Source organism: Enterobacter sp. UPMP2061 (genome assembly GCF_053709615.1).
In genome coordinates, this window is the sequence record NZ_JBSKJP010000008.1 from 131268 (window position 1) to 153122 (window position 21855).

Annotated in this window: 25 protein-coding genes; 21 read left to right on the top strand and 4 right to left on the bottom strand. The window is 59.8% G+C overall.

The genetic code is table 11. From position 1 onward, the window contains the following. Window positions 1–18: 18 nt before the first annotated feature. From ACWKXX_RS16040 to acpT, 17 genes are read left to right on the top strand one after another with little or no spacing between them, the layout of a single operon-like run. Window positions 19–741, top strand: a complete 723-nt coding sequence (locus tag ACWKXX_RS16040; RefSeq protein ID WP_047736887.1) for a beta-ketoacyl synthase chain length factor — start codon at window positions 19–21, stop codon at window positions 739–741. Further along, window positions 738–1559, top strand: coding sequence for a lysophospholipid acyltransferase family protein (locus ACWKXX_RS16045; protein WP_058686435.1), 822 nt, complete (start codon window positions 738–740; stop codon window positions 1557–1559). The genes ACWKXX_RS16040 and ACWKXX_RS16045 overlap by 4 nt, the downstream gene beginning before the upstream one ends. Beyond that, window positions 1534–1791 (top strand): phosphopantetheine-binding protein, encoded by a 258-nt coding sequence (locus ACWKXX_RS16050; protein ID WP_003861263.1) that lies wholly within the window; start codon window positions 1534–1536, stop codon window positions 1789–1791. Before ACWKXX_RS16045 ends, ACWKXX_RS16050 begins: the two co-directional genes overlap by 26 nt. A gap of 11 nt (window positions 1792–1802) precedes the next feature. Then, the gene (locus ACWKXX_RS16055) at window positions 1803–2054 is read left to right on the top strand and encodes an acyl carrier protein (RefSeq protein WP_003861262.1); all 252 of its coding nucleotides are present in this window, start codon (window positions 1803–1805) and stop codon (window positions 2052–2054) included. Next, complete coding sequence (locus ACWKXX_RS16060; protein WP_032649760.1) at window positions 2026–2625, top strand: COG4648 family protein; 600 nt, start codon at window positions 2026–2028, stop codon at window positions 2623–2625. The genes ACWKXX_RS16055 and ACWKXX_RS16060 overlap by 29 nt, the downstream gene beginning before the upstream one ends. Then, a complete protein-coding gene (locus ACWKXX_RS16065; protein WP_261665929.1) occupies window positions 2618–3964 on the top strand; it encodes an AMP-binding protein in 1347 nt (448 codons plus the stop codon). Before ACWKXX_RS16060 ends, ACWKXX_RS16065 begins: the two co-directional genes overlap by 8 nt. Beyond that, window positions 3951–4301 (top strand): ApeI family dehydratase, encoded by a 351-nt coding sequence (locus ACWKXX_RS16070; RefSeq protein ID WP_017693835.1) that lies wholly within the window; start codon window positions 3951–3953, stop codon window positions 4299–4301. Before ACWKXX_RS16065 ends, ACWKXX_RS16070 begins: the two co-directional genes overlap by 14 nt. After that, a complete protein-coding gene (locus tag ACWKXX_RS16075; protein ID WP_261665928.1) occupies window positions 4292–5983 on the top strand; it encodes a glycosyltransferase family 2 protein in 1692 nt (563 codons plus the stop codon). The genes ACWKXX_RS16070 and ACWKXX_RS16075 overlap by 10 nt, the downstream gene beginning before the upstream one ends. A 3-nt stretch (window positions 5984–5986) precedes the next feature. Further along, a complete protein-coding gene (locus ACWKXX_RS16080) occupies window positions 5987–6409 on the top strand; it encodes an acyl-CoA thioesterase (protein WP_006812302.1) in 423 nt (140 codons plus the stop codon). Beyond that, entirely contained in the window at window positions 6406–7011 is a 606-nt protein-coding gene (locus tag ACWKXX_RS16085) for an outer membrane lipoprotein carrier protein LolA (protein WP_023295558.1), read from the top strand. The genes ACWKXX_RS16080 and ACWKXX_RS16085 overlap by 4 nt, the downstream gene beginning before the upstream one ends. Continuing rightward, window positions 6980–9301 carry an MMPL family transporter gene (locus ACWKXX_RS16090; protein ID WP_261665927.1) on the top strand — a complete coding sequence of 774 codons (2322 nt, stop codon included), beginning with the start codon at window positions 6980–6982 and terminating at the stop codon, window positions 9299–9301. Before ACWKXX_RS16085 ends, ACWKXX_RS16090 begins: the two co-directional genes overlap by 32 nt. Further along, window positions 9298–9876: a DUF3261 domain-containing protein gene (locus ACWKXX_RS16095; protein WP_032620976.1), complete on the top strand. Its 579-nt coding sequence runs from the start codon at window positions 9298–9300 to the stop codon at window positions 9874–9876. The genes ACWKXX_RS16090 and ACWKXX_RS16095 overlap by 4 nt, the downstream gene beginning before the upstream one ends. Before the next feature lies 1 nt (window position 9877). Further along, window positions 9878–11044 (top strand): beta-ketoacyl-[acyl-carrier-protein] synthase family protein, encoded by a 1167-nt coding sequence (locus ACWKXX_RS16100; protein WP_023304573.1) that lies wholly within the window; start codon window positions 9878–9880, stop codon window positions 11042–11044. After that, window positions 11044–11517: an ApeP family dehydratase gene (locus ACWKXX_RS16105; protein WP_261666492.1), complete on the top strand. Its 474-nt coding sequence runs from the start codon at window positions 11044–11046 to the stop codon at window positions 11515–11517. Before ACWKXX_RS16100 ends, ACWKXX_RS16105 begins: the two co-directional genes overlap by 1 nt. Then, window positions 11511–12242 carry a 3-ketoacyl-ACP reductase FabG2 gene (locus ACWKXX_RS16110; protein ID WP_032620974.1) on the top strand — a complete coding sequence of 244 codons (732 nt, stop codon included), beginning with the start codon at window positions 11511–11513 and terminating at the stop codon, window positions 12240–12242. The genes ACWKXX_RS16105 and ACWKXX_RS16110 overlap by 7 nt, the downstream gene beginning before the upstream one ends. Then, entirely contained in the window at window positions 12239–13468 is a 1230-nt protein-coding gene (locus ACWKXX_RS16115; RefSeq protein WP_261665925.1) for a beta-ketoacyl-ACP synthase, read from the top strand. The genes ACWKXX_RS16110 and ACWKXX_RS16115 overlap by 4 nt, the downstream gene beginning before the upstream one ends. A 2-nt stretch (window positions 13469–13470) precedes the next feature. After that, entirely contained in the window at window positions 13471–14064 is a 594-nt protein-coding gene (acpT, locus tag ACWKXX_RS16120) for a 4'-phosphopantetheinyl transferase AcpT (RefSeq protein ID WP_261665924.1), read from the top strand. 59 nt (window positions 14065–14123) lie between these two features. Here the strand turns inward: acpT and ACWKXX_RS16125 are convergent, their stop codons facing one another. Continuing rightward, entirely contained in the window at window positions 14124–14630 is a 507-nt protein-coding gene (locus tag ACWKXX_RS16125; RefSeq protein ID WP_165730923.1) for a phenolic acid decarboxylase, read from the bottom strand. A gap of 99 nt (window positions 14631–14729) precedes the next feature. On the opposite strand from ACWKXX_RS16125, the gene ACWKXX_RS16130 reads away from it, so the two are divergent. The 3 genes from ACWKXX_RS16130 (at window position 14730) to ACWKXX_RS16140 (ending at window position 17207) form a co-directional block, all read left to right on the top strand. Beyond that, entirely contained in the window at window positions 14730–15611 is an 882-nt protein-coding gene (locus ACWKXX_RS16130; RefSeq protein WP_017384098.1) for a LysR family transcriptional regulator, read from the top strand. A 32-nt stretch (window positions 15612–15643) separates the two neighbouring features. Continuing rightward, the gene (locus tag ACWKXX_RS16135; RefSeq protein ID WP_261666491.1) at window positions 15644–16438 is read left to right on the top strand and encodes an SDR family NAD(P)-dependent oxidoreductase; all 795 of its coding nucleotides are present in this window, start codon (window positions 15644–15646) and stop codon (window positions 16436–16438) included. A 106-nt stretch (window positions 16439–16544) separates the two neighbouring features. Beyond that, window positions 16545–17207 (top strand): HAD family hydrolase, encoded by a 663-nt coding sequence (locus ACWKXX_RS16140; RefSeq protein ID WP_003861228.1) that lies wholly within the window; start codon window positions 16545–16547, stop codon window positions 17205–17207. A 60-nt stretch (window positions 17208–17267) separates the two neighbouring features. Here the strand turns inward: ACWKXX_RS16140 and ACWKXX_RS16145 are convergent, their stop codons facing one another. Then, window positions 17268–18293, bottom strand: coding sequence for a TerC/Alx family metal homeostasis membrane protein (locus ACWKXX_RS16145; RefSeq protein ID WP_015571505.1), 1026 nt, complete (start codon window positions 18291–18293; stop codon window positions 17268–17270). Between the two features lie 87 nt (window positions 18294–18380). Then, entirely contained in the window at window positions 18381–19580 is a 1200-nt protein-coding gene (locus tag ACWKXX_RS16150) for a BaiN/RdsA family NAD(P)/FAD-dependent oxidoreductase (RefSeq protein ID WP_261665923.1), read from the bottom strand. Between the two features lie 228 nt (window positions 19581–19808). Here ACWKXX_RS16150 and pitA point away from each other — a divergent pair, with 228 nt between their 5' ends. Then, the gene (gene pitA / locus ACWKXX_RS16155; RefSeq protein ID WP_017384176.1) at window positions 19809–21308 is read left to right on the top strand and encodes an inorganic phosphate transporter PitA; all 1500 of its coding nucleotides are present in this window, start codon (window positions 19809–19811) and stop codon (window positions 21306–21308) included. Window positions 21309–21362: 54 nt separating this feature from the next. Here the strand turns inward: pitA and uspB are convergent, their stop codons facing one another. Then, complete coding sequence (gene uspB, locus ACWKXX_RS16160; RefSeq protein WP_003861224.1) at window positions 21363–21698, bottom strand: universal stress protein UspB; 336 nt, start codon at window positions 21696–21698, stop codon at window positions 21363–21365. Window positions 21699–21855 lie beyond the last annotated feature (157 nt).

A 21855-nucleotide genomic window follows, 5' to 3' on the forward strand; every position in this document is an offset into this window, starting at 1 on the left:
TATCGCGGACGCGCGTAGATGAAATTTACACTTACCCTTATCGACTGGCAGGCAAGAGCGCCAGGACTCAGCGATGCCGACGAATGGCAGGCATGGTCACGCCGGTCTGACGGCATCGATCCCGCTGCACCGCTGGCGAAACTGACCGATCTGCCGATGATGACCGCCCGCCGCCTGAATTCAGGCAGCAGGCTGGCCGTCGATCTTGGCCTGATGATGCTGCGCAAACACCGCATCGATGCCGTCGTCTACAGCAGCCGTCATGGGGAGCTGGAGCGCAATTTCCGTATTCTCCAGGCCCTGGCGGCAGAACAGCCCGTTTCCCCCACCGATTTTGCCATGTCGGTACACAACTCGGCGGTCGGCAATCTTACTATCGCCGCGCGTCAGCCTGTTGTCTCTTCGTCGGTTTCCGCCGGTATGGATACCTTCCAGCAGAGCTTGTGCGACGTGCTGAGCCTGCTGCATGCGGGCTACTCCCGCGTGTTGCTGGTGGATTTCGACGGTCTGCTGCCTGATTTTTATCACGCCGGGCTGCCGCCGCAGATGCCCGTCTGGCCCTACGCGCTGGCGCTGGTGATTGAGGCGGGAAATACGCTCAGCTGTGAAACGCACGTCAACCGCGCGCCTGAAGAGCCCGCGCTGCCGCAAAGTCTCCAGTTCCTTCGCCATTACCTGCGGGACGAGCGCCAGTTTACCCTGCCGGGCGAGCGCCTGCTGTGGCAATGGACGCGCCAATGAGAGGGTTACGTTCCCGCCTCGATCGGGTATGGCGGATGCTGATGACCGGATTGTGCTTCGTCCTGTTCGGCCTCGGCGGGCTGACGCTGTCGCTGGTGTGGTTTAACCTGCTGCTGATTTTCCAGCGCGACCGCACTCAACGTCGCCGCCTGGCACGCCGCACTATTTCTGCCAGTTTTCGCCTGTTCCTCGCGGTGGTACGCGGTGCAGGGGTACTGGATTACCGTTTCAACAACCTGGACGTTCTGCGCGCCGAGCGGGGCTGTCTGGTGATTGCGAATCATCCCTCGCTGCTGGACTACGTTCTGCTGGCGTCGGTGATGAACGAAACCGACTGTCTGGTGAAAAGCGCGTTGCTGCGTAACCCGTTCGTCAGCGGCGTGATCCGCGCGGCTGACTATCTGATTAACAGCGAAGCCGACACGCTGCTTGCCGCAAGCCAGCAGCGTCTGTCCCAGGGCGACACCCTGCTTATCTTCCCTGAAGGCACCCGCACCCGGGTGGGGGAAGCCATGACCCTGCAACGTGGGGCGGCGAATATCGCCGTTCGCTGCAACAGCGCCGTGCGCGTGGTGGTGATCCACTGTAGTGAACGGATGCTGGATAAACAGAGCAGCTGGTATAACGTGCCCCCCAACAAACCTGTTTTCACCGTGGATGTTCGCGAATGCATCAACATTCATGATTTTTATGATGCGAGTCAGCACGAACCCGCGCTGGCAGCAAGGCAGTTAAACCGGCATATGCAGCATCAGTTAACAACCGGTCTTCAATCTTTGTCAGGAACGAAAGATGCAAGCGCTCTATCTCGAAATTAAGAATCTCATTATCTCTACGCTGAATCTGGAAGAACTTACCCCAGAGGATATTGATACAGACGCCGCGCTCTTTGGCGACGGCCTCGGTCTGGACTCAATCGACGCCCTTGAGCTGGGTCTGGCGGTAAAAAATCAGTACGGCGTAGTGCTTTCTGCCGAAAGTGACGAGATGCGTCAGCACTTCTATTCCGTTGCCACGCTCGCGGCTTTTATCCATCAACAACGCGCCTGAGAATGACCGCTATGACAGAACAACAAACGATTTATCAGGAAGTCTCTGCGCTTCTTATTACGCTGTTTGAAATCGCCCCAGAGGATATTACCCCTGAGGCACGTCTTTACGAGGATCTGGACCTCGACAGCATTGATGCCGTCGATATGGTGGTGCACCTGCAAAAGAAAACGGGCCATAAAATCAAGCCTGAAACCTTCAAAGCGGTGCGCACGGTGCAGGACGTCGTGGACGTTGTGGAACAGCTTCAGCGCGACGCGTAACGTGCGTTCGATTCCAGTTCTTCCCGCCCTGACGGGGCTGATGCTGCTGGCATGGCCGTTTTTGATCGGCTTCGGGCTGGCGAATAATAGCCTGCACGGGATACTGCCCGTGATGGCGCTGGTGCTGCTGTTGCGCGTCTGCCAGGCCCGTCGGCAGGGCGGCCCCCTGCGTTATCTGTTCGTGAGCGTGGCGCTGGCTGGCATAGCGCTTTGCGCGGCGAGCTACGTCCTGCACGCGCACCAGTGGGTGCTGTTATATCCAGTGGTGGTGAATCTGGTGATGCTGGTGGTGTTTGGCGGTTCGCTGTGGACGGCAATGCCTGTCGTCGAACGGCTGGCGCGCCTGCGTGAACCGGCTCTCTCCCCCGTCGGGGTACGTTACACGCGCCGGGTTACCCAGGTCTGGTGCGGCTTTTTTATTATCAACGGGGCGATCGCGCTGTTTACCGTATTACACGCCGATATCCGTCTGTGGACGCTGTGGAACGGGATGATTGCCTATCTCCTGATGGGCACGCTGATGGCTGGCGAGTGGCTGGTGCGACAACGGGTGATGAAAAACGATGCTTAACCCTCTTCCGCTTAGCCAGTGGCTCAGTGCACCCCGCCCTGATGACACCCCTGTCGCCTGGCAGGACGACCGCCTCTGGACGCTTGGCGATCTGCGCCACGACGTGACCCAGCTGGTCGACACCCTGCGTAGTGAAGATGGCGAGCGCTGGGCGCTGTGCATCGAAAACGGCTATCTGTTTATTGTCGCGCTGCTGGCGACGCTGCATGCGGGTAAAACGCCGGTTCTCCCCGGGCACAGCCGGGCGGCGCAGCTTAACGAACAGCGGGCGCTGTTCAGCGGCGTCCTGAGCGACACCACGCTCGATTTTCAGGGGCGACAGCTGCGGGTGGCTTCCGCGCAGCGGGCAGGCCATCCCTTTTCACCGCTGCCTGCCATCGGTGAGATGAGCACGATCGAGCTTTACACCTCCGGCTCGACCGGCACGCCGCAGCGGGTCAGTAAACCGGTAGTCAGCCTGGATCGTGAGGCTCGTCTGCTGGCGGCGCATTTTGGCGAGCGTCTGGCGGGCTGTCACGTCGTGGCTTCCGTGGTGCTGCACCACCTGTATGGCCTGACGTTTCGTGTCGTCTTACCTATGGCGCTCGGCCTGCCGCTGCACGCCAGCCTGCTCAACTATGCCGAGCAGCTCTCTGCCCTTCCCGACGATAAACGCTATCTTTTCATCAGCAGTCCGGCGTTTCTCAAGCGGCTGGACGCGTCGCTGGCGCCGCCCCCCGTTAACCTGCTCGTCTCCGCAGGCGGCGCGCTGCCCTGGCAGGAGGTCGCCGCGGTTCAGGCCTGGCTCAACGTCTGGCCGGATGAAATATACGGCAGCACGGAAACGGGCGTAATGGCCTGGCGCTACCGTCAGGAGGAAAGCACCCGCTGGCAGCCTTTTCGCGGCGTGACGTTTCACGGCGATCGCGTGATATCGCCGCTGATCCCCGAGGCGGAGGGAATCGTGCTGGATGATATCCTGCACTTCACGGCTGACGGGCAGTTCAGCCTCGTCGGGCGCCGTGGTCGGGTGGTCAAAATTGAAGATAAGCGCATTTCACTCGATGACATTGAGCGCCGCCTGCTGGCGCTGGACGGCATCCGCGAGGCCGCCGCGCTGACGGTGACGCGCGGCGGGCGTCAGGGCATTGGCGTATTGCTGGTGCTGAATGAAGCGGTGCGTCAGCAACACGAACAGAGCAAAACAGCGCAGGAGCTCGCCTGGCGACGCGCCCTTCGCCCCTGGCTTGAACCGGTTGCCGTACCGCGCTACTGGCGGATCGTTGATGAAATCCCGGTCAACAGCATGAACAAGCGCGTGACTGCGCAGCTACAGGAGTTGTTTCATGAAGATCCCTGAAATCGGGCGCCTCCAGCCCGATCCACAGCATCTGGAGATAACCTTTTATCTTGATCCTGACCTGCTCTGGTTTAAGGGACATTTCGCCGTACAGCCGCTGCTGCCGGGCGTGGCGCAGCTCGACTGGGTGATGCATTACGCCGCCGCGCTGGCGTCGGGCTACCGTTTTCACAGTATTCAGAACGTGAAGTTCGCCGCCCCGCTGTTGCCGGAGAACACGGTCACGCTGCTCCTTGCCTGGCAGCCTGAACGCCAGTTGCTGACCTTTAGCTACCAGCGCCATGCGGGTAACGAGCGCCACACCGCCAGCAGCGGGAAGATTCGCTTATGTCAGTAACCTTCCGTCCCTGCGTGCTGATCCCCTGCTACAACCACGGGGCGATGATGGCTTCGGTGCTGGCGCGCCTGGCGCCTTTCGATCTGCCCTGTCTGGTGGTGGACGACGGCAGCGATGAAACCACGCGCCGCACGCTTGAAGCGCTGGCGGCGGATCGTCCGCAGGTCACGCTGCTGCGGCTGGCCGAAAACAGCGGCAAAGGCGCGGCGGTGATGCAGGGGCTGAAAGCCTGCGCCGATCGCGGCTTCACCCACGCCGTTCAGGTGGACGCTGACGGCCAGCACGCTATCGAGGACATCCCCAAACTGCTGGCGCTGGCCGGGCGTCATCCCGATGCGCTCATTTCCGGGCAGCCCGTTTACGATGACTCAATCCCCCGTTCGCGCCTGTACGGGCGCTGGATAACGCACGTCTGGGTCTGGATTGAAACCCTCTCCCTGCAACTGAAAGACAGCATGTGCGGGTTTCGCGTTTACCCGATAGCCCCGGTTCTGCGCCTTGCAGCAACCACGCCGCTCGGCAGGCGAATGGATTTTGATACCGAAGTGATGGTGCGCCTCTACTGGCAGGGCAACACCAGCTATTTTCTGCCCACCCGCGTGACCTATCCGCCGGACGGGGTATCCCATTTTGATGCCCTGAAAGACAACGTGCGCATCTCGTTGATGCATACCCGTCTGTTTCTCGGCATGCTGCCGCGCATTCCTTCCCTGCTGATGCGTCGCCGCTCACAGCACTGGGCGCAGCAGCAGGAGGTAAAAGGATTATGGGGCATGCGCCTGATGCTGCGCGTCTGGCAGCTGCTGGGGCGAAAGGCGTTTACCGCCCTGCTGTGGCCGGTTACCGCCGTCTACTGGCTGACCGCCCGCTCTGCGCGTCAGGCGTCGCAGCAGTGGCTGACGCGGGTTAAAACGGTGATGGCACAGCGGCAAATGCCGCAACCCGCGCGGCTTAACAGTTTTTCCCACTTCCTGCGCTTCGGTCATGCCATGCTGAATAAAGTGGCCAGCTGGCGCGGCGAAATGAAACTCCATCGCGATCTGGTCTTTGCGCCAGGCGCGCAGGAGGCGCTGGGGCTCGACGATCCTCAGGGCAAACTGCTGCTCGCGTCGCATCTTGGCGATGTGGAAGCCTGCCGGGCGCTGGCCCAGCGCGAAGGGGCGAAAACCATCAACGCGCTGGTCTTCAGCGACAACGCCAGACGCTTTAAGCAGGTGATGGAGGAGATGGCACCGCAGGCGGGCATTCACCTGATGCCGGTCACCGACATTGGCCCGGAGACTGCGATCCTCATTAAAGAGAAGCTGGATCGCGGCGAATGGGTGGCGATCGTGGGCGATCGCATCGCCGTCACCCCGCAGCGCGGCGGTAGCTGGCGGGTGATATGGAGCGAATTTATGGGCCAGCCCGCGCCGTTCCCGCAGGGGCCATTTATCCTGGCGTCCATTTTGCGCTGCCCGGTGGTGCTGATTTTTGCCCTCTGTCAGCAGGGAAAGCTGACCCTGCACTGCGAGCCGTTTGCCGACCCGCTGCTGCTGCCGCGCGGCGAACGCCAGCAGGCGCTACAGCAGACCGTCGACCGCTATGCGCAGCGGCTGGAGCATTACGCGCTCTTGTCGCCGCTCGACTGGTTTAATTTTTTCGATTTCTGGCAGCTGCCAGAGGTCAACGAGAAGGAGTAAAGGGTGCTGACCGATCCCCGCTTTACGGCTGAAGTTGAAATCACCGTTCCGTTCCACGACGTCGATATGATGGGCGTGGTGTGGCACGGCAACTACTTCCGCTACTTTGAGATTGCCCGCGAAGCGCTGCTCAACCAGTTTGATTACGGCTATCGCCAGATGAAAGCGTCCGGCTACGTCTGGCCGGTGGTGGATACCCGGGTGAAATACCGCGACGCGGTGACCTTCGAGCAGCGCATTCGCGTCCGCGCCCACATTGAAGAGGTTGAAAACCGTCTGCGCATCGCCTATCAAATCTTCGACGCGCAAACCGGGAAACGCACCACCACCGGCTACACGATTCAGGTGGCGGTGGAAGAAGCAAGCCGGGAGATGTGCTTTGTCAGCCCGGCCATTCTGTTCGAACGCATGGGGATCGCGCCATGAAATGGATAACGCTACTCGCGCTGCTGGTAAGCCCGCTGGTGAACGCGATCACGCTGGATGAACTGCAACAGCGGTTTGCGGAGCAACCGGTGGTGCGCGCACACTTCGAACAGATCCGCACGATCAAGGATATGCCTCAGCCCCTGCGCTCGCAGGGGGAGATGCTGATCGCCCGTGACAATGGCCTGCTGTGGGATCAAAAAGCGCCGTTCCCGATGACGCTGCTGCTGGATGACAAACGGATGGTGCAAATCGTCAACGGTCAGTCGCCGCAGACCATTACCGCCGACACTAACCCGCAGATGTTCCAGTTCAACCATCTGCTGCGGGCGCTGTTCCAGGCCGACCGCAAGGTGCTGGAAGAGAACTTCCGCGTCGATTTCAAAGACCTGGGCGAAGGCCGCTGGTCGCTGGTGCTGACGCCCGTCACCACGCCGCTGGACAAGATTTTCTCTACCCTTGATTTGAAGGGCGCGATCTATCTGGAATCCATTCGCCTGAACGATAAGCAGGGCGACACGACGGATATCGCCCTCTCCCGCCACCAACTGACGCCCGCCCGCCTGACCGATGCAGAACGCCAGCGCTTTGCCGCACCGTAACGCCCTGCGCCCGTCGCTGCTGTGGGCCGCGGTATGCCTGATCCTGCTGGGCGTGCTGCTGTCGCTGCTGCCCGGCGCGCGGCTGAACAGCAGCGTGCTCGCCATGCTGCCGAAACAGACGCTCGGCGCGATCCCTCCCGCTCTCAACGACGGATTTATGCAGCGCCTCGACCGCCAGCTCATCTGGCTGGTCAGCCCCGGCAAACAGTCGGACCCGCGCGTGGCGCAGCAGTGGTTAACCCTGCTGCAACGCAGCCAGGCGCTGAGTGTCGTAAAAGGTCCGCTGGATGCCGCCGGGCAACAGGCCTGGGGAGATTTCTTCTGGCAACACCGCAATGGCCTGGTCGATCCGGCCACCCGCGCCCGCCTGCAAAACGGCGGTCAAGCACAGGCCCAGTGGATCCTGTCCCAGCTCTACTCCGCCTTTTCCGGCGTGAGCGGCAAGGAGCTGCAAAACGATCCGCTGATGCTGATGCGCGGCGCGCAGCTCGCGCTGGCGAAAAACAGCCAGAAGATGCAGCTGATGGACGGCTGGCTGGTGACAAAAGATGCGGCCGGGAACTACTGGTATCTGCTGCACGGCGAGCTGGCGGGCTCATCGTTTGATATGCAGCAAACCCACCAGCTGGTGACCACCCTTAACGCGTTGCAGCAGACGCTGAAAAGCCAGTATCCACAGGCGCAGCTGCTCTCGCGCGGGACGGTGTTCTACAGCGATTACGCCAGCCAGCAGGCTAAAAACGATATTTCCACGCTTGGCGTCGCCACGGTGCTCGGGGTGATCCTGCTGATTGTGTCGGTGTTTCGCTCCGTGCGTCCGCTGCTGCTGAGCCTGCTCTCCATTGCCATCGGCGCGCTGGCGGGGACGGTCGTGACGCTGCTGCTGTTCGGTGAACTGCACCTGATGACGCTGGTGATGAGCATGAGCATCATCGGCATCTCGGCGGACTATACGATTTACTACCTCACGGAGCGGATGGTGCACGGCGCGGAACACTCGCCCTGGCAAAGCCTGGCGAAGGTACGTAACGCGCTGCTGCTGGCGCTGCTGACCACCGTCGTGGCGTATCTCTTCATGATGCTGGCCCCCTTCCCCGGCATTCGTCAGATGGCGGTGTTCGCCGCCGCAGGGTTGAGCGCCTCGTGCCTGACGGTAATGTTCTGGCATCCGTGGCTGTGCCGGGGCATGCCGGTCCGCCCGGTCCCCCTGAGAGGGATTATGCAGCGCTGGCTGAACGCCTGGCGCGACGGTAAAGCCCTCTCTGTCGGGCTGCCGGTAGCGCTGGCGCTGCTCTCCGCCATCGGGATCGCCAGCCTGCGGGTGGATGACGATATCGCCCGGCTTCAGGCGCTGCCGCAGGACATTCTGGCGCAGGAAAAAACCATCACCGCCCTGACCGGGCAAAATGTCGATCAGAAGTGGTTCGTGGTGTACGGCGCGTCGGCTCAGGAAACGCTGGAGCGGCTGGAGGCGTTTACCCCGGCGCTGGCGCAGGCGCAAAAAGCCGGTGAATTAACCCGCTGGCGCACCCTGCCGCTGAACTCGCTGGCGCGGCAGAACAGCGATCTGCATCTTCTGCGTAACGCCGCGCCGACGGTGATGAAAATGCTGCAAAGCACGGGGCTGAACGCCGTCCCACCGAACCTGAACGCCATGCCTGTCAGCGTGGAAGCGTGGCTCGCCAGCCCGGCCAGCGAGGGCTGGCGTTTGCTGTGGCTGACGCTGCCGGACGGCAAAAGCGGTGTGCTGGTCCCGGTCGATGGCGTCAGAAACAGCGCCGCGCTCGGCGAACTGGCCGCCCGCCATCCCGGGGTCGTCTGGGTTGACCGTAAGGCCAGCTTCGACAGCCTGTTTGCGCTCTACCGCTCGCTGCTGACGGGGCTGCTGGGCGTGGCGCTGGCGGTGATTGCCTGCGGCGCGATGTTACGCCTCGGCTGGCGAAAAGGGCTGGTGGCGCTGGTGCCATCCGTGCTGTCGCTGGCCGGCGGGCTGGCGGCGCTGGCCATGACGGGCCATCCGGTGAACCTGTTTTCCCTGCTGGCGCTGGTGCTGGTCCTCGGCATTGGCATTAATTACACGCTGTTTTTCAGCAACCCGCGCGGCACGCCGCTGACCTCCATGCTGGCGATTACCCTCGCCATGATGACTACCCTGCTGACGCTGGGGATGCTGGTGTTCAGCACCACTCAGGCCATCAGCAGCTTTGGCATTGTGCTGGTGAGCGGTATCTTCACCGCGTTCCTGCTCGCCCCGCTGGCGATGCCGTCTAACAAAGAGAACTTACCATGACCCGTTTCATTCGCCTGGTGGCAGTGATGCTGGCCCTGCTGCTGGCGGGGTGTAGCCATACGACGAACCGCGATGATGCACGCCCTCAGGCCTGGCTCCAGCCCGGCACCCGCGTCACGCTGCCCCCGCCGGGCATCACGCCTGCCATCCGCGCGCAGCAGTTGCTTACCGGCAGTTTTAAAGGCCAGACCCAGTCGCTGCTGGTAATGCTTAACGCCGATGAAAATAAAGTGACGCTTGCCGGCCTCTCCTCCGTCGGGATCCGCCTGTTCCTCGCCACCTACGACGACACCGGGATCCACACCGAGCAGTCGGTTGTGATGCCGCAGCTGCCGCCCGCCAGCCAGGTGCTGGCCGACGTGATGCTGAGCCACTGGCCGCTCAGCGCCTGGCAGCCGCAGTTGCCGAAAGGCTGGACGCTGAACGATACTGACACCAGACGCGAACTGCGCAACCCCGATGGCAAACTGGTCACGGAAATTGTCTACCTGAACCGTAACGGCAGGCGCGAACCGATTAGCATTGTGCAGCACGCTTTTCACTACCACATCACCATTCAATATCTGGGTGACTGAGATGATTTACCTTTCTGCCGTTGGCATGGTCAACGCACTCGGCAACTCGGCTGATGAAATAGCGGCGAACCTGATCGCTGGTGTGGCCCCCGGGATGCGCCAGCGTGCAGGCTGGCTACAGGGCTTACCCGAGGCCGTGCTGGGGGGCGTGGAGGGTGAACTTCCCCCTGTCCCCGGGTCTTTTTCTGCGCATCGCAGCCGCAACAACCAACTGCTGCTGGCGGCGCTGGCGCAAATCCGGCCCGCCGTCGATGCGGCCATTGCGCGCGTGGGGCGCGACCGCGTGGCGGTTGTTCTGGGCACCAGCACCTCCGGGCTGGACGAGGGTGATGAGTACGTGCGCCGCGCGCAGAACGGCGAGAGCAGCCCGCAGTGGCAATATCCGCAGCAGGAGCTGGGCGATCCGTCGCGCTTTCTCGCCCGCTGGCTTGCGCTGGACGGCCCGGCGTATACCATCTCAACCGCCTGCTCCTCCAGCGCGCGGGCGATCGTCAGCGGTCGTCGTCTGATTGACGCCGGGCTGGTGGACGTCGCCATCGTCGGCGGGGCCGACAGCCTGAGCCGCATGCCGGTCAACGGCTTCAACAGCCTGGAGTCCTTCTCCCCAACCCTGTGCGAACCGTTTGGCCGCCACCGTCGGGGGATCACCATTGGCGAAGCGGCGGCACTGATGGTGCTGACCCGCGAGCCGGGCGAGGTTGCGCTCCTGGGCGCGGGGGAATCCAGCGATGCGTACCATATTTCCGCCCCGCATCCGCAGGGCGAAGGGGCGATCCGCGCCATCAACCAGGCGCTGAACGAGGCGGGCATGACGGCGGCGGACGTCGGCTATATCAACCTGCACGGCACCGCTACGCCGCTGAACGATCGCATTGAGGCGCAGGTGATCCACGATCTCTTTGGCGACCGCGTGCCGTGCAGCTCCACGAAACATCTTACCGGCCACACGCTGGGCGCAGCGGGGATCACCGAGGCCGCCCTGAGCTGGCTGATCCTGACCCGAGACCTGCCGCTGCCGCCGCAGGATTTTTCCCGCTACGCACCAGACGACACCCTGCCCGCCTTCGGCCTGCTGCACCAGAGCGCACCGCTGAATAAACCGGCGATCCTGTCAAACTCCTTCGCGTTTGGCGGCAACAACGCCAGCCTTCTGCTGGGGAGGGTATGATGCGCTACTTACCTCCCGGGGATTATCTTCCTCACGACACGCCGATGCTGCTGCTTGAGAGCGTGGAAAGCGTCACCGATGACTGCGCCGTTTGCAGCGTGACGGTGAACGATCGGGGCGTTCTGGCTCCGTTCCTGGACGCGGACGGCAACCTGCCTGGCTGGTTTGCGCTGGAGCTGATGGCCCAGACCGTGGGCGTCTGGTCTGAATGGCACCGGATGCAAAAAGGGCTGCCGCACTGTGCGCTGGGCATGGTGCTGGGCGCGCGCGAGCTGGTGTGCGACGCAGGGCATTTTGCCGCAGGCAGCACGCTGATCATCACCATCGAACGTCTGATGCAGGATGAACGCTTTGGCAGCTTCGAGTGCACCATTCATGCGGATAGTGTCTCCCTCGCCACGGGCCGCGTGAACACCTTCCAGCCGAGCGAGGAAGAATTAACCACACTTTTCAACCAGGGAACACCATCATGAGATCCGTACTGGTCACCGGCGCCAGCAAAGGCATTGGCCGCGCTATCGCCCTTCAGCTTGCGGCGGACGGTTACACCGTCGGCGTGCATTACCATCGTGATGAAGCGGGCGCGCAGGAGACGCTGGAAGCGATTGTCCAGGCAGGCGGCGCGGGCCGTTTACTCACCTTCGACGTGGGCAACCGCGAGCAGTGCCGCACGGTGCTGGAACAGGAGATCGCTGACCACGGCGCGTGGTATGGCGTGGTCAGTAACGCCGGTATTACCCGCGACGGTGCTTTTCCGGCGCTCAGCGACGATGACTGGGACAGCGTGATCCACACCAATCTCGACAGTTTTTATAACGTCATTCATCCCTGCATTATGCCGATGATCGGCACCCGCAAGGGCGGGCGGATCATCACCCTGTCGTCGGTGTCAGGCATTATGGGCAACCGTGGGCAGGTGAACTACAGCGCGGCGAAAGCCGGGATCATCGGCGCCACCAAAGCGCTCGCCACCGAGCTGGCAAAACGCAAAATCACCGTCAACTGCATCGCGCCGGGGCTGATCGATACCGGCATGATCGAGATGGACGAAGCCGCGCTGCACGCGGCGATGTCGATGATCCCGATGCAGCGTATGGGCCAGGCCGAGGAGGTCGCCGGGCTGGCGAGTTACCTGATGTCGGATAAAGCAGGCTATGTGACGCGTCAGGTGATTTCGATTAACGGAGGCATGCTATGACCCGCCGGGTAGTGATTACGGGCATGGGCGGCGTCACCGCGTTCGGCGAGGACTGGCCGACCATCTCGCGCCGTCTGCGCGAGTATGAAAATGCGGTGCGTACCATGACGGAGTGGCAGGCGTATGACGGCCTGCAAACCCTGCTCGCCGCGCCGATTGAAGATTTCACTCTCCCCACTCACTATACCCGTAAGCGCATTCGCGCCATGGGCCGGGTGTCGCTGCTCTCTACCCGCGCCACCGAGCTGGCGCTGGAGCAGGCGGGACTGATCGACGACGCGGTGCTGACCAACGGTCAGACCGGCATCGCCTACGGCTCGTCGACCGGCAGCACCGGGCCGGTCAGCGAGTTTGCCTCTATGCTCACCGAAAAGCACACCCACAACATCACCGGCACCACCTACGTGCAGATGATGCCGCACACCACGGCGGTGAATACCGGGCTGTTCTTTGGCCTGCGCGGACGGGTGATCCCCACCTCGAGCGCCTGTACCTCTGGCAGCCAGGCGATTGGCTACGCCTGGGAAGCGATTCGTCACGGCTACCAGACGGTGATGGTGGCAGGCGGCGCGGAAGAGCTGTGCCCGTCGGAAGCGGCGGTTTTCGATACCCTGTTTGCCACAAGCCAGCGTAACGACGCGCCAAAAACCACGCCGTCGCCGTTTGACGTTCAGCGCGATGGCCTGGTGATTGGCGAAGGGGCGGGCACGCTGGTGCTGGAAGAGCTGGATCACGCCAGAGCGCGCGGGGCGACAATCTATGGCGAGATCGTGGGCTTTGCCACCAACTGCGATGCGGCGCACATCACCCAGCCCCAGCGTGAAACCATGCAGGTGTGTATGGCGCAGTCGCTGGCGATGGCGGGCCTTGGCCCTCAGGAGATTGGCTACATTTCTGCCCACGGCACGGCAACCGATCGCGGGGATATCGCCGAAAGTCAGGCGACCGCCGCCATTTTCGGCGACAGCGTGCCCATCTCTTCCTTAAAGAGTTATTTCGGCCATACCCTGGGTGCCTGCGGCGCGCTGGAAGCCTTGCTGAGTCTGCACATGATGCGGGAGGGTTGGTTCACGCCAACGCTCAATTTAAGACAACCGGATGAGCAATGCGGCGCTTTAGATTATATTATGGGGGAAACCCGCCCGATTGATTGCGAATTTATTCAGAGCAATAACTTTGCCTTTGGCGGCATCAATACCTCGATAATCATTAAACGCTGGGCGTAACTATGTACCAGTTTGTACTGGGAAAGATCTCCACCCTTAGCGCGGACCCGCTGGCGTCAACGCTCGCAGACATGGCACCTCAGGGTGCACGACACGCTTCCTGGCTTGCAGGCCGGACGCTGCTCGCCAGAACCTTATCCCCCTCACCGCTTCCCGAGATAATTTACGTCGAGCAGGGAAAACCGGCCTTCGCTAACGGCCATCCTCTGTGGTTTAACCTGAGCCACAGCGGGGACGACATTGCCCTGCTGATGAGCGATGAAGGTGAAGTGGGCTGCGATATCGAAGTGATCCGCCCGCGGGAAAACTGGCAGGCGCTGGCGAATGCCGTTTTCAGCCTCACCGAACATGACGAGCTGGAACGTGAAGCGCCGGAAGAGCAGCTTTCCGCATTCTGGCGCATCTGGACGCGCAAAGAGGCAATCGTCAAACAGCGTGGCGGCAGCGCGTGGCAGATTGTCAGTATTGACAGCACCGCCCAGCCCCTCCCGGTCAGTCAGCTACGCTTCGGCTCGCTGAGCCTGGCGGTCTGTACCCCTACGCCTTTCACCTTAACGGCGGAAGCGGTTACTTATTCCGGTATTTCTGCGGCATAAAAAACGGCCATGCCGGTTAAAACCAACATGGCCGATGTCTCGTTCATGTGTTCCCGATCTTATTTTAAATTTTCCGGAAAGTTTTTTGGCAACTCGCTGGCCGCGCACGCAATAACGCTGTCGTCATTCGCACCGCAGTCGCGCACGAAGGTGATGGTGGCAAATTCATCAATCACTTCGGTTGGATACGCTGGCCCGGCATCACGGTAGCTATTCATCAGTGGAATGTGATCGTTCTGGAAGCAGACGGTTTTTTCCGGATTATTCATGACCCAGCGCGGGAAGAAGATGGTGCCGTGGAACAGGCTGTCTCCCAGGTTCACGATCAGGCTCACGTCGGTACCGGTTGGCTCCGTCCAGGAAATTTTATAGATGCTCTCCCCAACGCGAACAATGTAGGCCTGCTGATCTTTCACCCAACGGTTGCCCACCAGACCGCTGTGAATACGGTAGTCCAGGGTGTTTTCGTTTTTAACGTAAATTTCGTAATTCCAGCCATTATCGTAGGTATATACCAGATGTTTGCCGACGAAGCCGCTTAAATCATGTTTATCGAAGGTGCTCATACGATGTCTCCTTTGTTTTGATGAGACGATCGTACCCCTTCAAAAAATGAATAAATAACGCTATGTTTGAATCAAATTCATCCAAAATTTAGATTAATTATGCACAAGACGACGCTCGAACAGTGGGCCTTGCTGGAGAGAGTCATCGAGGCTGGCAGCTTCGCTAAGGCGGCGGAAGAGACCCACCGCAGCCAGTCCTCGGTCAGCTATAACCTGTCGCTGTTGCAGGAGCGGCTGGGCGTGGCGCTCCTGATGACAGAGGGACGGCGTGCCGTGCTGACACCGGCGGGTGAGCTGTTGCTGAATCAGGTTAAACCGCTGCTGAAAGCCTTCGCCTATGTTGAAACGCGCGCTGCGACCCTGCGCAGCGGGATGCGAACCCGTATCGACCTGATGGTAGACAGTATTTTTCCGCGCAGCCGGCTGTTCGCGATTTTGCGCCAGTTTCAGCAGCTGTACCCGCAAACGCAGGTGCGGCTTACCGAGGTGCTGGAAAACAGCCGCGCGGATGCGCTCAATGATGAAGCCGACGTGATGGTCTTAACCCGCCGCCAGGACATTACCGGCCTGGGCGAATGGCTGATGAATATCGATTTTGTTGCCGTCGCGCATCACGCTCACCCGCTGTTTGCGCTGGATACACCGCTTAACGACGAGATGCTACGACCGTGGCCGCGCATTCAGATCGCAGACAGCCAGCCCACCGCTCACCCCACCGGGGAGTCGTGGACCTTCTCCACCATCGATGCCGCGATCGAAGCGGTGATGTATCAGGTTGGATACGGCTGGTTACCGGAAGAACGCATTCAGACTCCGCTCCAGCAGGGCATCCTTAAAACGCTGCCGCTCAGCCACGGCGTACGTCGCGCCACGCCGCTGCACCTCATCGTCAAACGCACCCTCAGCCCGCTGGACGAGCAGGTTGAGACGCTGTTGCGCCTTTTTAAACAGGAGCCGTCATCATCAACTGCTACGCTTTAAGTTTTGAACCATAAGATGACAAGGAGCGAATGATGAAAATTGATTTAACGGGGAAAGTAGTGCTGGTGACCGCGTCCACCGGCGGTATTGGGTTTGCCATCGCCCGCGGGCTGGCGGAGAGCGGTGCGGAAGTGATCGTGAACGGGCGCAGCGTCGACTCGGTGAACAAAGGCATTCAGGCGCTACAGCAGGTGGTGCCGGGCGTACAGGTCCGTGCCGCCATAGCCGATCTAAGCTCGCAGGAGGGCGTTGACGAACTGCTCAGGGTCGCCTCGCACGTCGATATTCTGGTGAATAACGCCGGGATCTATGGCCAGCAGGATTTTTATTCCACCGACGACGAGACCTGGGAACGCTACTGGCAGACCAACGTGATGTCCGGCGTGCGCCTCTCCCGTGCCCTGCTGCCCGGCATGGTACAAAAGGGCTGGGGTCGGGTAGTGTTTATCTCGTCAGAATCGGCCTGCAATATTCCTGCGGATATGATCCACTATGGCGTGACAAAAACCGCCCAGCTCTCGCTGGCGCGCGGTCTGGCGAAGTTCGTGGCAGGCAGTGGCGTGACGGTGAACAGCGTGCTGCCGGGCCCGACAATGTCGGACGGTTTTGCCGCGATGATGAAAGACGAGATCGAAAGAACCGGTAAATCGCTGGAACAGCTGGCGAAAGAGTTCGTGATGGCGAATCGCCCCAGCTCGGTGATCCAGCGCGCCGCCACGGTGGAAGAAGTGGCAAATATGGTGGTATATGTCTGTTCCATGCAGGCCTCCGCGACTTCCGGCGCGGCGCTGCGCGTTGACGGCGGCGTGGTGGATGACATTGTTTGACCCGTCAGGCCACAGGTTCAGGAAAAAATGCGACCTGATATAAGGACTGTGAAGGTAAAGCAGGTAAACTAGTGAACAGAATGTGTATTTCAGCTAAGACGTATTTATGACCAATATGATTGCCGACGAAGCCGTGGCGAAGTCCAGCGTGCTCTCTGTCTTTGACTTTGATGGTACGTTGACGCACCACGACAGTTTTATCCCGTTCCTGCGCTTTGCCTTTGGCAAGCGCTACTTTGCTGGCCGACTGGTGCGCATGGCCCTGCCTACGCTGCACTGTGTGCGCCGCAAGCTGACGCGAGATGAGCTGAAAGAGGTGTTGATCAAAACCTTCCTGACGGGGGTGGATGAGCACTGGTTACGTCAGCAGGCGGAAGCCTTCTGTGAAAAATACTGGAACAAGCTGATGCGCCCGGAAGGTGTGCTGGCCGTCGCCAACGAGGTCAATTCCGGTGCGGAAGTGACGATTTGCTCTGCTTCCCCGGCGCTGGTATTGCAGCCGTGGGCCGATAAGCTCGGCATTAAGCTGATTGGCACGCAGCTGGAAGTGAAAGACGGCAAGCTGACCGGGCGGATCACCGGCCACAACTGCCGTTGTGCCCAGAAGGTAGCGAGGCTGGAGAAGGTGTATGGGGATTTGAACGCGTATCACCTGCGCGCCTGGGGCGACACGCGTGGCGACCACGAGTTGCTGGCGGCGGCGCAGGATCCGCACTGGCGGCATTTTCATCATCCGAGCAAGCGCCGAAATTCACCAATTAAGGGTTAGGTGCGGCCCGGTGCCCTCACCCCGGCCCTCTCCCACAGGGAGAGGGAGAAAAGCGGTACATCAGGCCTCACGTTTTCCCGGGAACATCACGCTCGCAATAATCCCCAGCGCCAGTACCCCCAGCACCACAAACAGGCTTGCCGTGGCGCCGATGTTATAACCGTGATGCCAGAAGTGGTCGGTCGCATTCAGCCCCAGCTTGAACGCCACGAAGAACAGCAGTAACACTACCGCTTTCTCCAGATGCACCAGATACTGCTTCAGCGCTTCCAGCACGAAGTAGAGGGTACGCAGGCCGAGGATCGCGAACATCATTGCGCTGTAGATGATCAGCGGCTCACGGCTGACGGCAATGATTGCGGGTACGGAATCGAAGGCGAACATCACGTCGGACAGCTCCACCACCGCGACGCAGAGCAGCAGCGGCGTCGCGTAGCGCTTCGCCTTCTTCACGCGGCCTACCATCACATCCTTGTTTTCAGGTTTCTCCAGTTCGGCATCCACCTCTTTCTGGGTCAGGATAAACGCATGGCTGCTGATTTTTGGCCACACCGGGTAGAAGCGTTTCACCAGGCGGTACGCCAGATGGTTGGAGTAATCTTCTACTTCATCGCTCTCTTCATTGCGTTTCAGCATCATCACCGCCGTCCAGCCGACGACCAGCGCAAAAATGACCTCAACATACGGTCCCAGGCTCAGCAGGCTGGTGCCAATGGCAACAAAAATACCACGGAACACAATCGCCCCGAGCACGCCCCAGTAGAGCACGCGGTGACGATATCTATCCGGCACGCCGAACCAGGCGAAGATCGCCATCATCACAAACAGGTTGTCGACGGAGAGCACCTCTTCCAGCGCATAGCCGGTCAGGAACAGACTGGCCATCTCCGCGCCGTGGTGCACGTATAAGAATCCGGCGAAGGCCATCGCCATCATGACCCAGAAGATGGACCACATGACCGCGCTTTTCAGCGAGATCGGTTTATCGTGACGGTGCATGAAGAGGTCGATAAACATCGCCCCAACGGCCATCACCACGAAGACAACAACGGTTTCCGTCGGGAAACCGAGATGAGCAGCGGACATAGACAACCCTTTTAAGAAGACAAAACACCATGCACACAATAAAAAGCGTGGACCCGATAAGGACGCAGCACGCTAAAAAAATAAATATTAACCGTTCTTTTCAGCGAGTGCCTGCGCGCATGCCCAGGCACTGGCCCACGCCCACTGGAAGTTATACCCGCCGAGCCAGCCGGTCACGTCCATCACTTCACCAATGAAATAAAGACCCGGCACGTTGCGGGCTTCCATCGTGCGGGATGAGAGTTCGTTTGTATCCACGCCGCCCAGCGTCACTTCCGCCGTGCGGTAACCTTCGGTGCCGTTTGGCTGTACGCGCCAGTTCGTCAGCGTCTCCACCAGCGTTTCCTGCTCGCGGCTGTTGAGCTGCTTGAGCGCGACATCCGGAATTTGCCCTAACACCTGCAAGCACTCCACGAGACGCTTCGGCAGCTGCATCGCCAGGGTATTTTTCAGGCTTTGATTCGGGTGCGCGGCGCGTTGCTCGTTGAGGAAGGCGTCCAGATCGCAGTCCGGCACCAGGTTTACGGAGACAAACTCCCCCGGCTGCCAGTAGCTGGAGATCTGCAATACCGCCGGGCCCGAGAGTCCGCGATGGGTAAAGAGCAGATTTTCGCGGAACACCGTGCCGTCTTCGGCCGTAATGACCGACGGCACAGACACGCCGGAGAGCGTCTGAAGCTGTTCCAGCAGGGGCTTATGCAGCGTGAACGGTACCAGCCCGGCGCGGGTGGGCAGTACCTTCAGGCCAAACTGCTCGGCGATTTTATAGCCGAACGGTGAGGCGCCCAGACCCGGCATCGAGAGGCCGCCGCTGGCGATCACCAGGTTATCGGCGCTGACGGTTTCACCGTTGAGTTGCAGCGTGTAGCCCTGCTCGTCACGGGCGACGTCCAGCACTTCGGTGCGCAGGCGCATAACTACGCCGCCTTTCTCGCACTCGGCCACCAGCATATCGACAATTTGCTGCGCGGAGTCGTCGCAGAACAGCTGCCCCAGCGTCTTCTCATGCCACACGATACCGTGTTTACCCACCAGCTCGATAAAATCCCACTGGGTGTAGCGCGCCAGCGCAGATTTGCAAAAATGACGGTTCTGGCTCAAATAGGCCGCAGGCTCGACATAAAGATTAGTAAAGTTGCATCGCCCGCCGCCAGACATCAGGATCTTGCGGCCAGGCTTTTTTCCGTTATCCAGCAGCAGCACGCGACGACCCGCTTGTCCGGCCATCGCCGCACAAAACATACCCGCCGCACCGGCGCCAATTACTACGGCATCAAACCTTTCCACGTCAAAATCCTCTTCGTTAACTGCCGCGGATTGTAAAGTTTCCTCAGTGGTCGCACCAGCGTAAAAAGATATTACAAAGCCATTTCATTGATATTTAAAGATTATCCTTTCAGGCACATTTCTCAAATCAGGTGGTATGTCAAAAAAAGTCTATATTTCACTTTGCCCGTTGCGCATTTGTCCTGGATAATGCGCCGCGTTCATGTCCTCAAAATGGCGTAACGTCCTATGCTACATTTGTTTGCCGGCCTGGATTTACATACCGGGCTTTTATTATTGCTTGCTCTGGTTTTTGTGCTGTTTTACGAAGCGATCAACGGCTTCCACGACACTGCAAACGCAGTAGCAACGGTTATCTACACTCGCGCAATGCGATCGCAGCTTGCGGTCGTGATGGCGGCGGTATTTAACTTTTTTGGTGTCCTCCTGGGCGGACTGAGCGTTGCGTATGCCATTGTGCATATGCTGCCAACGGATCTGCTGCTTAACGTGAGTTCCGGTCATGGCCTGGCCATGGTGTTCTCAATGCTGCTTGCTGCGATTATCTGGAACCTCGGTACCTGGTATTTCGGCCTGCCGGCATCCAGCTCTCACACCCTCATCGGCGCGATTATCGGTATCGGGTTAACCAATGCCCTGATGACCGGGACCTCCGTCGTTGATGCGCTGAACATCCCGAAAGTTATCGGCATTTTCGGCTCTCTGATCATCTCCCCTATCGTCGGTCTGGTGGTGGCGGGTGGCTTGATTTTCATCCTGCGTCGCTACTGGAGCAACACGAAAAAACGTGCGCGTATCCATCTGACGCCAGCAGAGCGTGAGAAGAAAGACGGCAAGAAAAAGCCGCCGTTCTGGACGCGTATCGCGCTGATCATTTCCGCTATTGGCGTCGCCTTCTCTCATGGCGCGAACGATGGTCAGAAAGGTATCGGCCTGGTGATGCTGGTTCTGATTGGCGTCGCACCGGCGGGCTTCGTGGTTAACATGAACGCCTCCGGTTACGAAATCACCCGTACCCGTGATGCGGTAAACAACGTTGAGACTTACTTCCAGCAGCATCCTGATTTGCTGAAGAAAGCGACCGGCGTGGACCAGCTGATTCCGTCTCCGGAGTCAGGCGCAACGACGGCACCGGGCGAGTTCCATTGCCATCCGGCAAACGCGATTAACGCGCTGGAACGTGCGAAAGGCATGCTGGCCGATATCGAAAGCTATGACAAACTGGCTGTTGAACAGCGTGGTCAACTGCGTCGCATCATGCTCTGTATCTCCGACGTGACGGATAAAGTCGCGAAGCTGCCAGAGGTTAATGCTGACGACCAACGTCTGCTGAAGAAACTGAAAGGCGATATGCTCAACACCATTGAGTACGCGCCAATCTGGATCATCATGGCGGTCGCACTGGCGCTGGGTATCGGTACGATGATTGGCTGGCGTCGTGTGGCGACCACCATCGGTGAAAAGATCGGTAAGAAAGGCATGACCTATGCGCAGGGTATGTCCGCGCAGATGACGGCAGCGGTATCTATCGGTCTGGCGAGCTACACCGGTATGCCAGTCTCCACCACCCACGTACTCTCTTCGTCCGTGGCAGGTACCATGATTGTTGACGGCGGCGGTTTGCAGCGTAAAACCGTGACCAACATCCTGATGGCCTGGGTGTTCACCCTCCCGGCGTCCATCCTGCTGTCTGGCGGTCTGTACTGGATTTCGCTGAAGCTGATTTAATCGGCTGAAGGCGACAAAAAAGCGGGTCAGGAAACTGGCCCGCTTTTTTTATGCTCAGTGCCAAATCATCAGCGCAATCATACTCACCACAACCAGACCACACAGGGCGCTGGTCAAAATGAACTGACGACGCAGGCGCTCGCAGCGACGGATAAACTCTTCATCGTGGTGATCGCGGTAGCGTTGGTAGTAGATATACCCCACCAGACGCATCTGCTTGCTGGGCTGTCCGTGCGAGGTGAAGAACCCTCCACCGTCCACATACTGATAAAGCAACGGATCGCAACCACGAAGTACCACTAACAGCGCACGTAACGATGAGAAGTAGCGCGCCATATTCACTATGCAAACCACGCATAACGCCCAAAACAATGCGACGGTGCTAATCATACATCCTCCCCGGCGTCCGCCCACGAAGCAAGGCTCCTGAGCTACCGCACCCCAATGCCCTGACAGACAGTTCAGTGAAAGAATGACCAAAAGTCGATCCGGTTCGCGTTTTAATATCCGAACGGCTCATTAAATAGTGTAGGAGATCCGTTAATTT

Coding starts and splice junctions, on each gene's coding strand:
- ACWKXX_RS16140 (WP_003861228.1), top strand. CDS start 16,545: ATGACCAATATGATTGCCGACGAAGCCGTGGCGAAGTCCAGCGTGCTC.
- ACWKXX_RS16040 (WP_047736887.1), top strand. CDS start 19: ATGAAATTTACACTTACCCTTATCGACTGGCAGGCAAGAGCGCCAGGA.
- ACWKXX_RS16075 (WP_261665928.1), top strand. CDS start 4,292: ATGTCAGTAACCTTCCGTCCCTGCGTGCTGATCCCCTGCTACAACCAC.
- ACWKXX_RS16130 (WP_017384098.1), top strand. CDS start 14,730: ATGCACAAGACGACGCTCGAACAGTGGGCCTTGCTGGAGAGAGTCATC.
- acpT (WP_261665924.1), top strand. CDS start 13,471: ATGTACCAGTTTGTACTGGGAAAGATCTCCACCCTTAGCGCGGACCCG.
- ACWKXX_RS16095 (WP_032620976.1), top strand. CDS start 9,298: ATGACCCGTTTCATTCGCCTGGTGGCAGTGATGCTGGCCCTGCTGCTG.
- ACWKXX_RS16145 (WP_015571505.1), bottom strand. CDS start 18,293: ATGTCCGCTGCTCATCTCGGTTTCCCGACGGAAACCGTTGTTGTCTTC.
- ACWKXX_RS16050 (WP_003861263.1), top strand. CDS start 1,534: ATGCAAGCGCTCTATCTCGAAATTAAGAATCTCATTATCTCTACGCTG.
- ACWKXX_RS16125 (WP_165730923.1), bottom strand. CDS start 14,630: ATGAGCACCTTCGATAAACATGATTTAAGCGGCTTCGTCGGCAAACAT.
- ACWKXX_RS16115 (WP_261665925.1), top strand. CDS start 12,239: ATGACCCGCCGGGTAGTGATTACGGGCATGGGCGGCGTCACCGCGTTC.
- ACWKXX_RS16065 (WP_261665929.1), top strand. CDS start 2,618: ATGCTTAACCCTCTTCCGCTTAGCCAGTGGCTCAGTGCACCCCGCCCT.
- ACWKXX_RS16135 (WP_261666491.1), top strand. CDS start 15,644: ATGAAAATTGATTTAACGGGGAAAGTAGTGCTGGTGACCGCGTCCACC.
- ACWKXX_RS16085 (WP_023295558.1), top strand. CDS start 6,406: ATGAAATGGATAACGCTACTCGCGCTGCTGGTAAGCCCGCTGGTGAAC.
- ACWKXX_RS16105 (WP_261666492.1), top strand. CDS start 11,044: ATGCGCTACTTACCTCCCGGGGATTATCTTCCTCACGACACGCCGATG.
- ACWKXX_RS16100 (WP_023304573.1), top strand. CDS start 9,878: ATGATTTACCTTTCTGCCGTTGGCATGGTCAACGCACTCGGCAACTCG.
- ACWKXX_RS16055 (WP_003861262.1), top strand. CDS start 1,803: ATGACAGAACAACAAACGATTTATCAGGAAGTCTCTGCGCTTCTTATT.
- uspB (WP_003861224.1), bottom strand. CDS start 21,698: ATGATTAGCACCGTCGCATTGTTTTGGGCGTTATGCGTGGTTTGCATA.
- ACWKXX_RS16070 (WP_017693835.1), top strand. CDS start 3,951: ATGAAGATCCCTGAAATCGGGCGCCTCCAGCCCGATCCACAGCATCTG.
- ACWKXX_RS16090 (WP_261665927.1), top strand. CDS start 6,980: ATGCAGAACGCCAGCGCTTTGCCGCACCGTAACGCCCTGCGCCCGTCG.
- ACWKXX_RS16045 (WP_058686435.1), top strand. CDS start 738: ATGAGAGGGTTACGTTCCCGCCTCGATCGGGTATGGCGGATGCTGATG.
- pitA (WP_017384176.1), top strand. CDS start 19,809: ATGCTACATTTGTTTGCCGGCCTGGATTTACATACCGGGCTTTTATTA.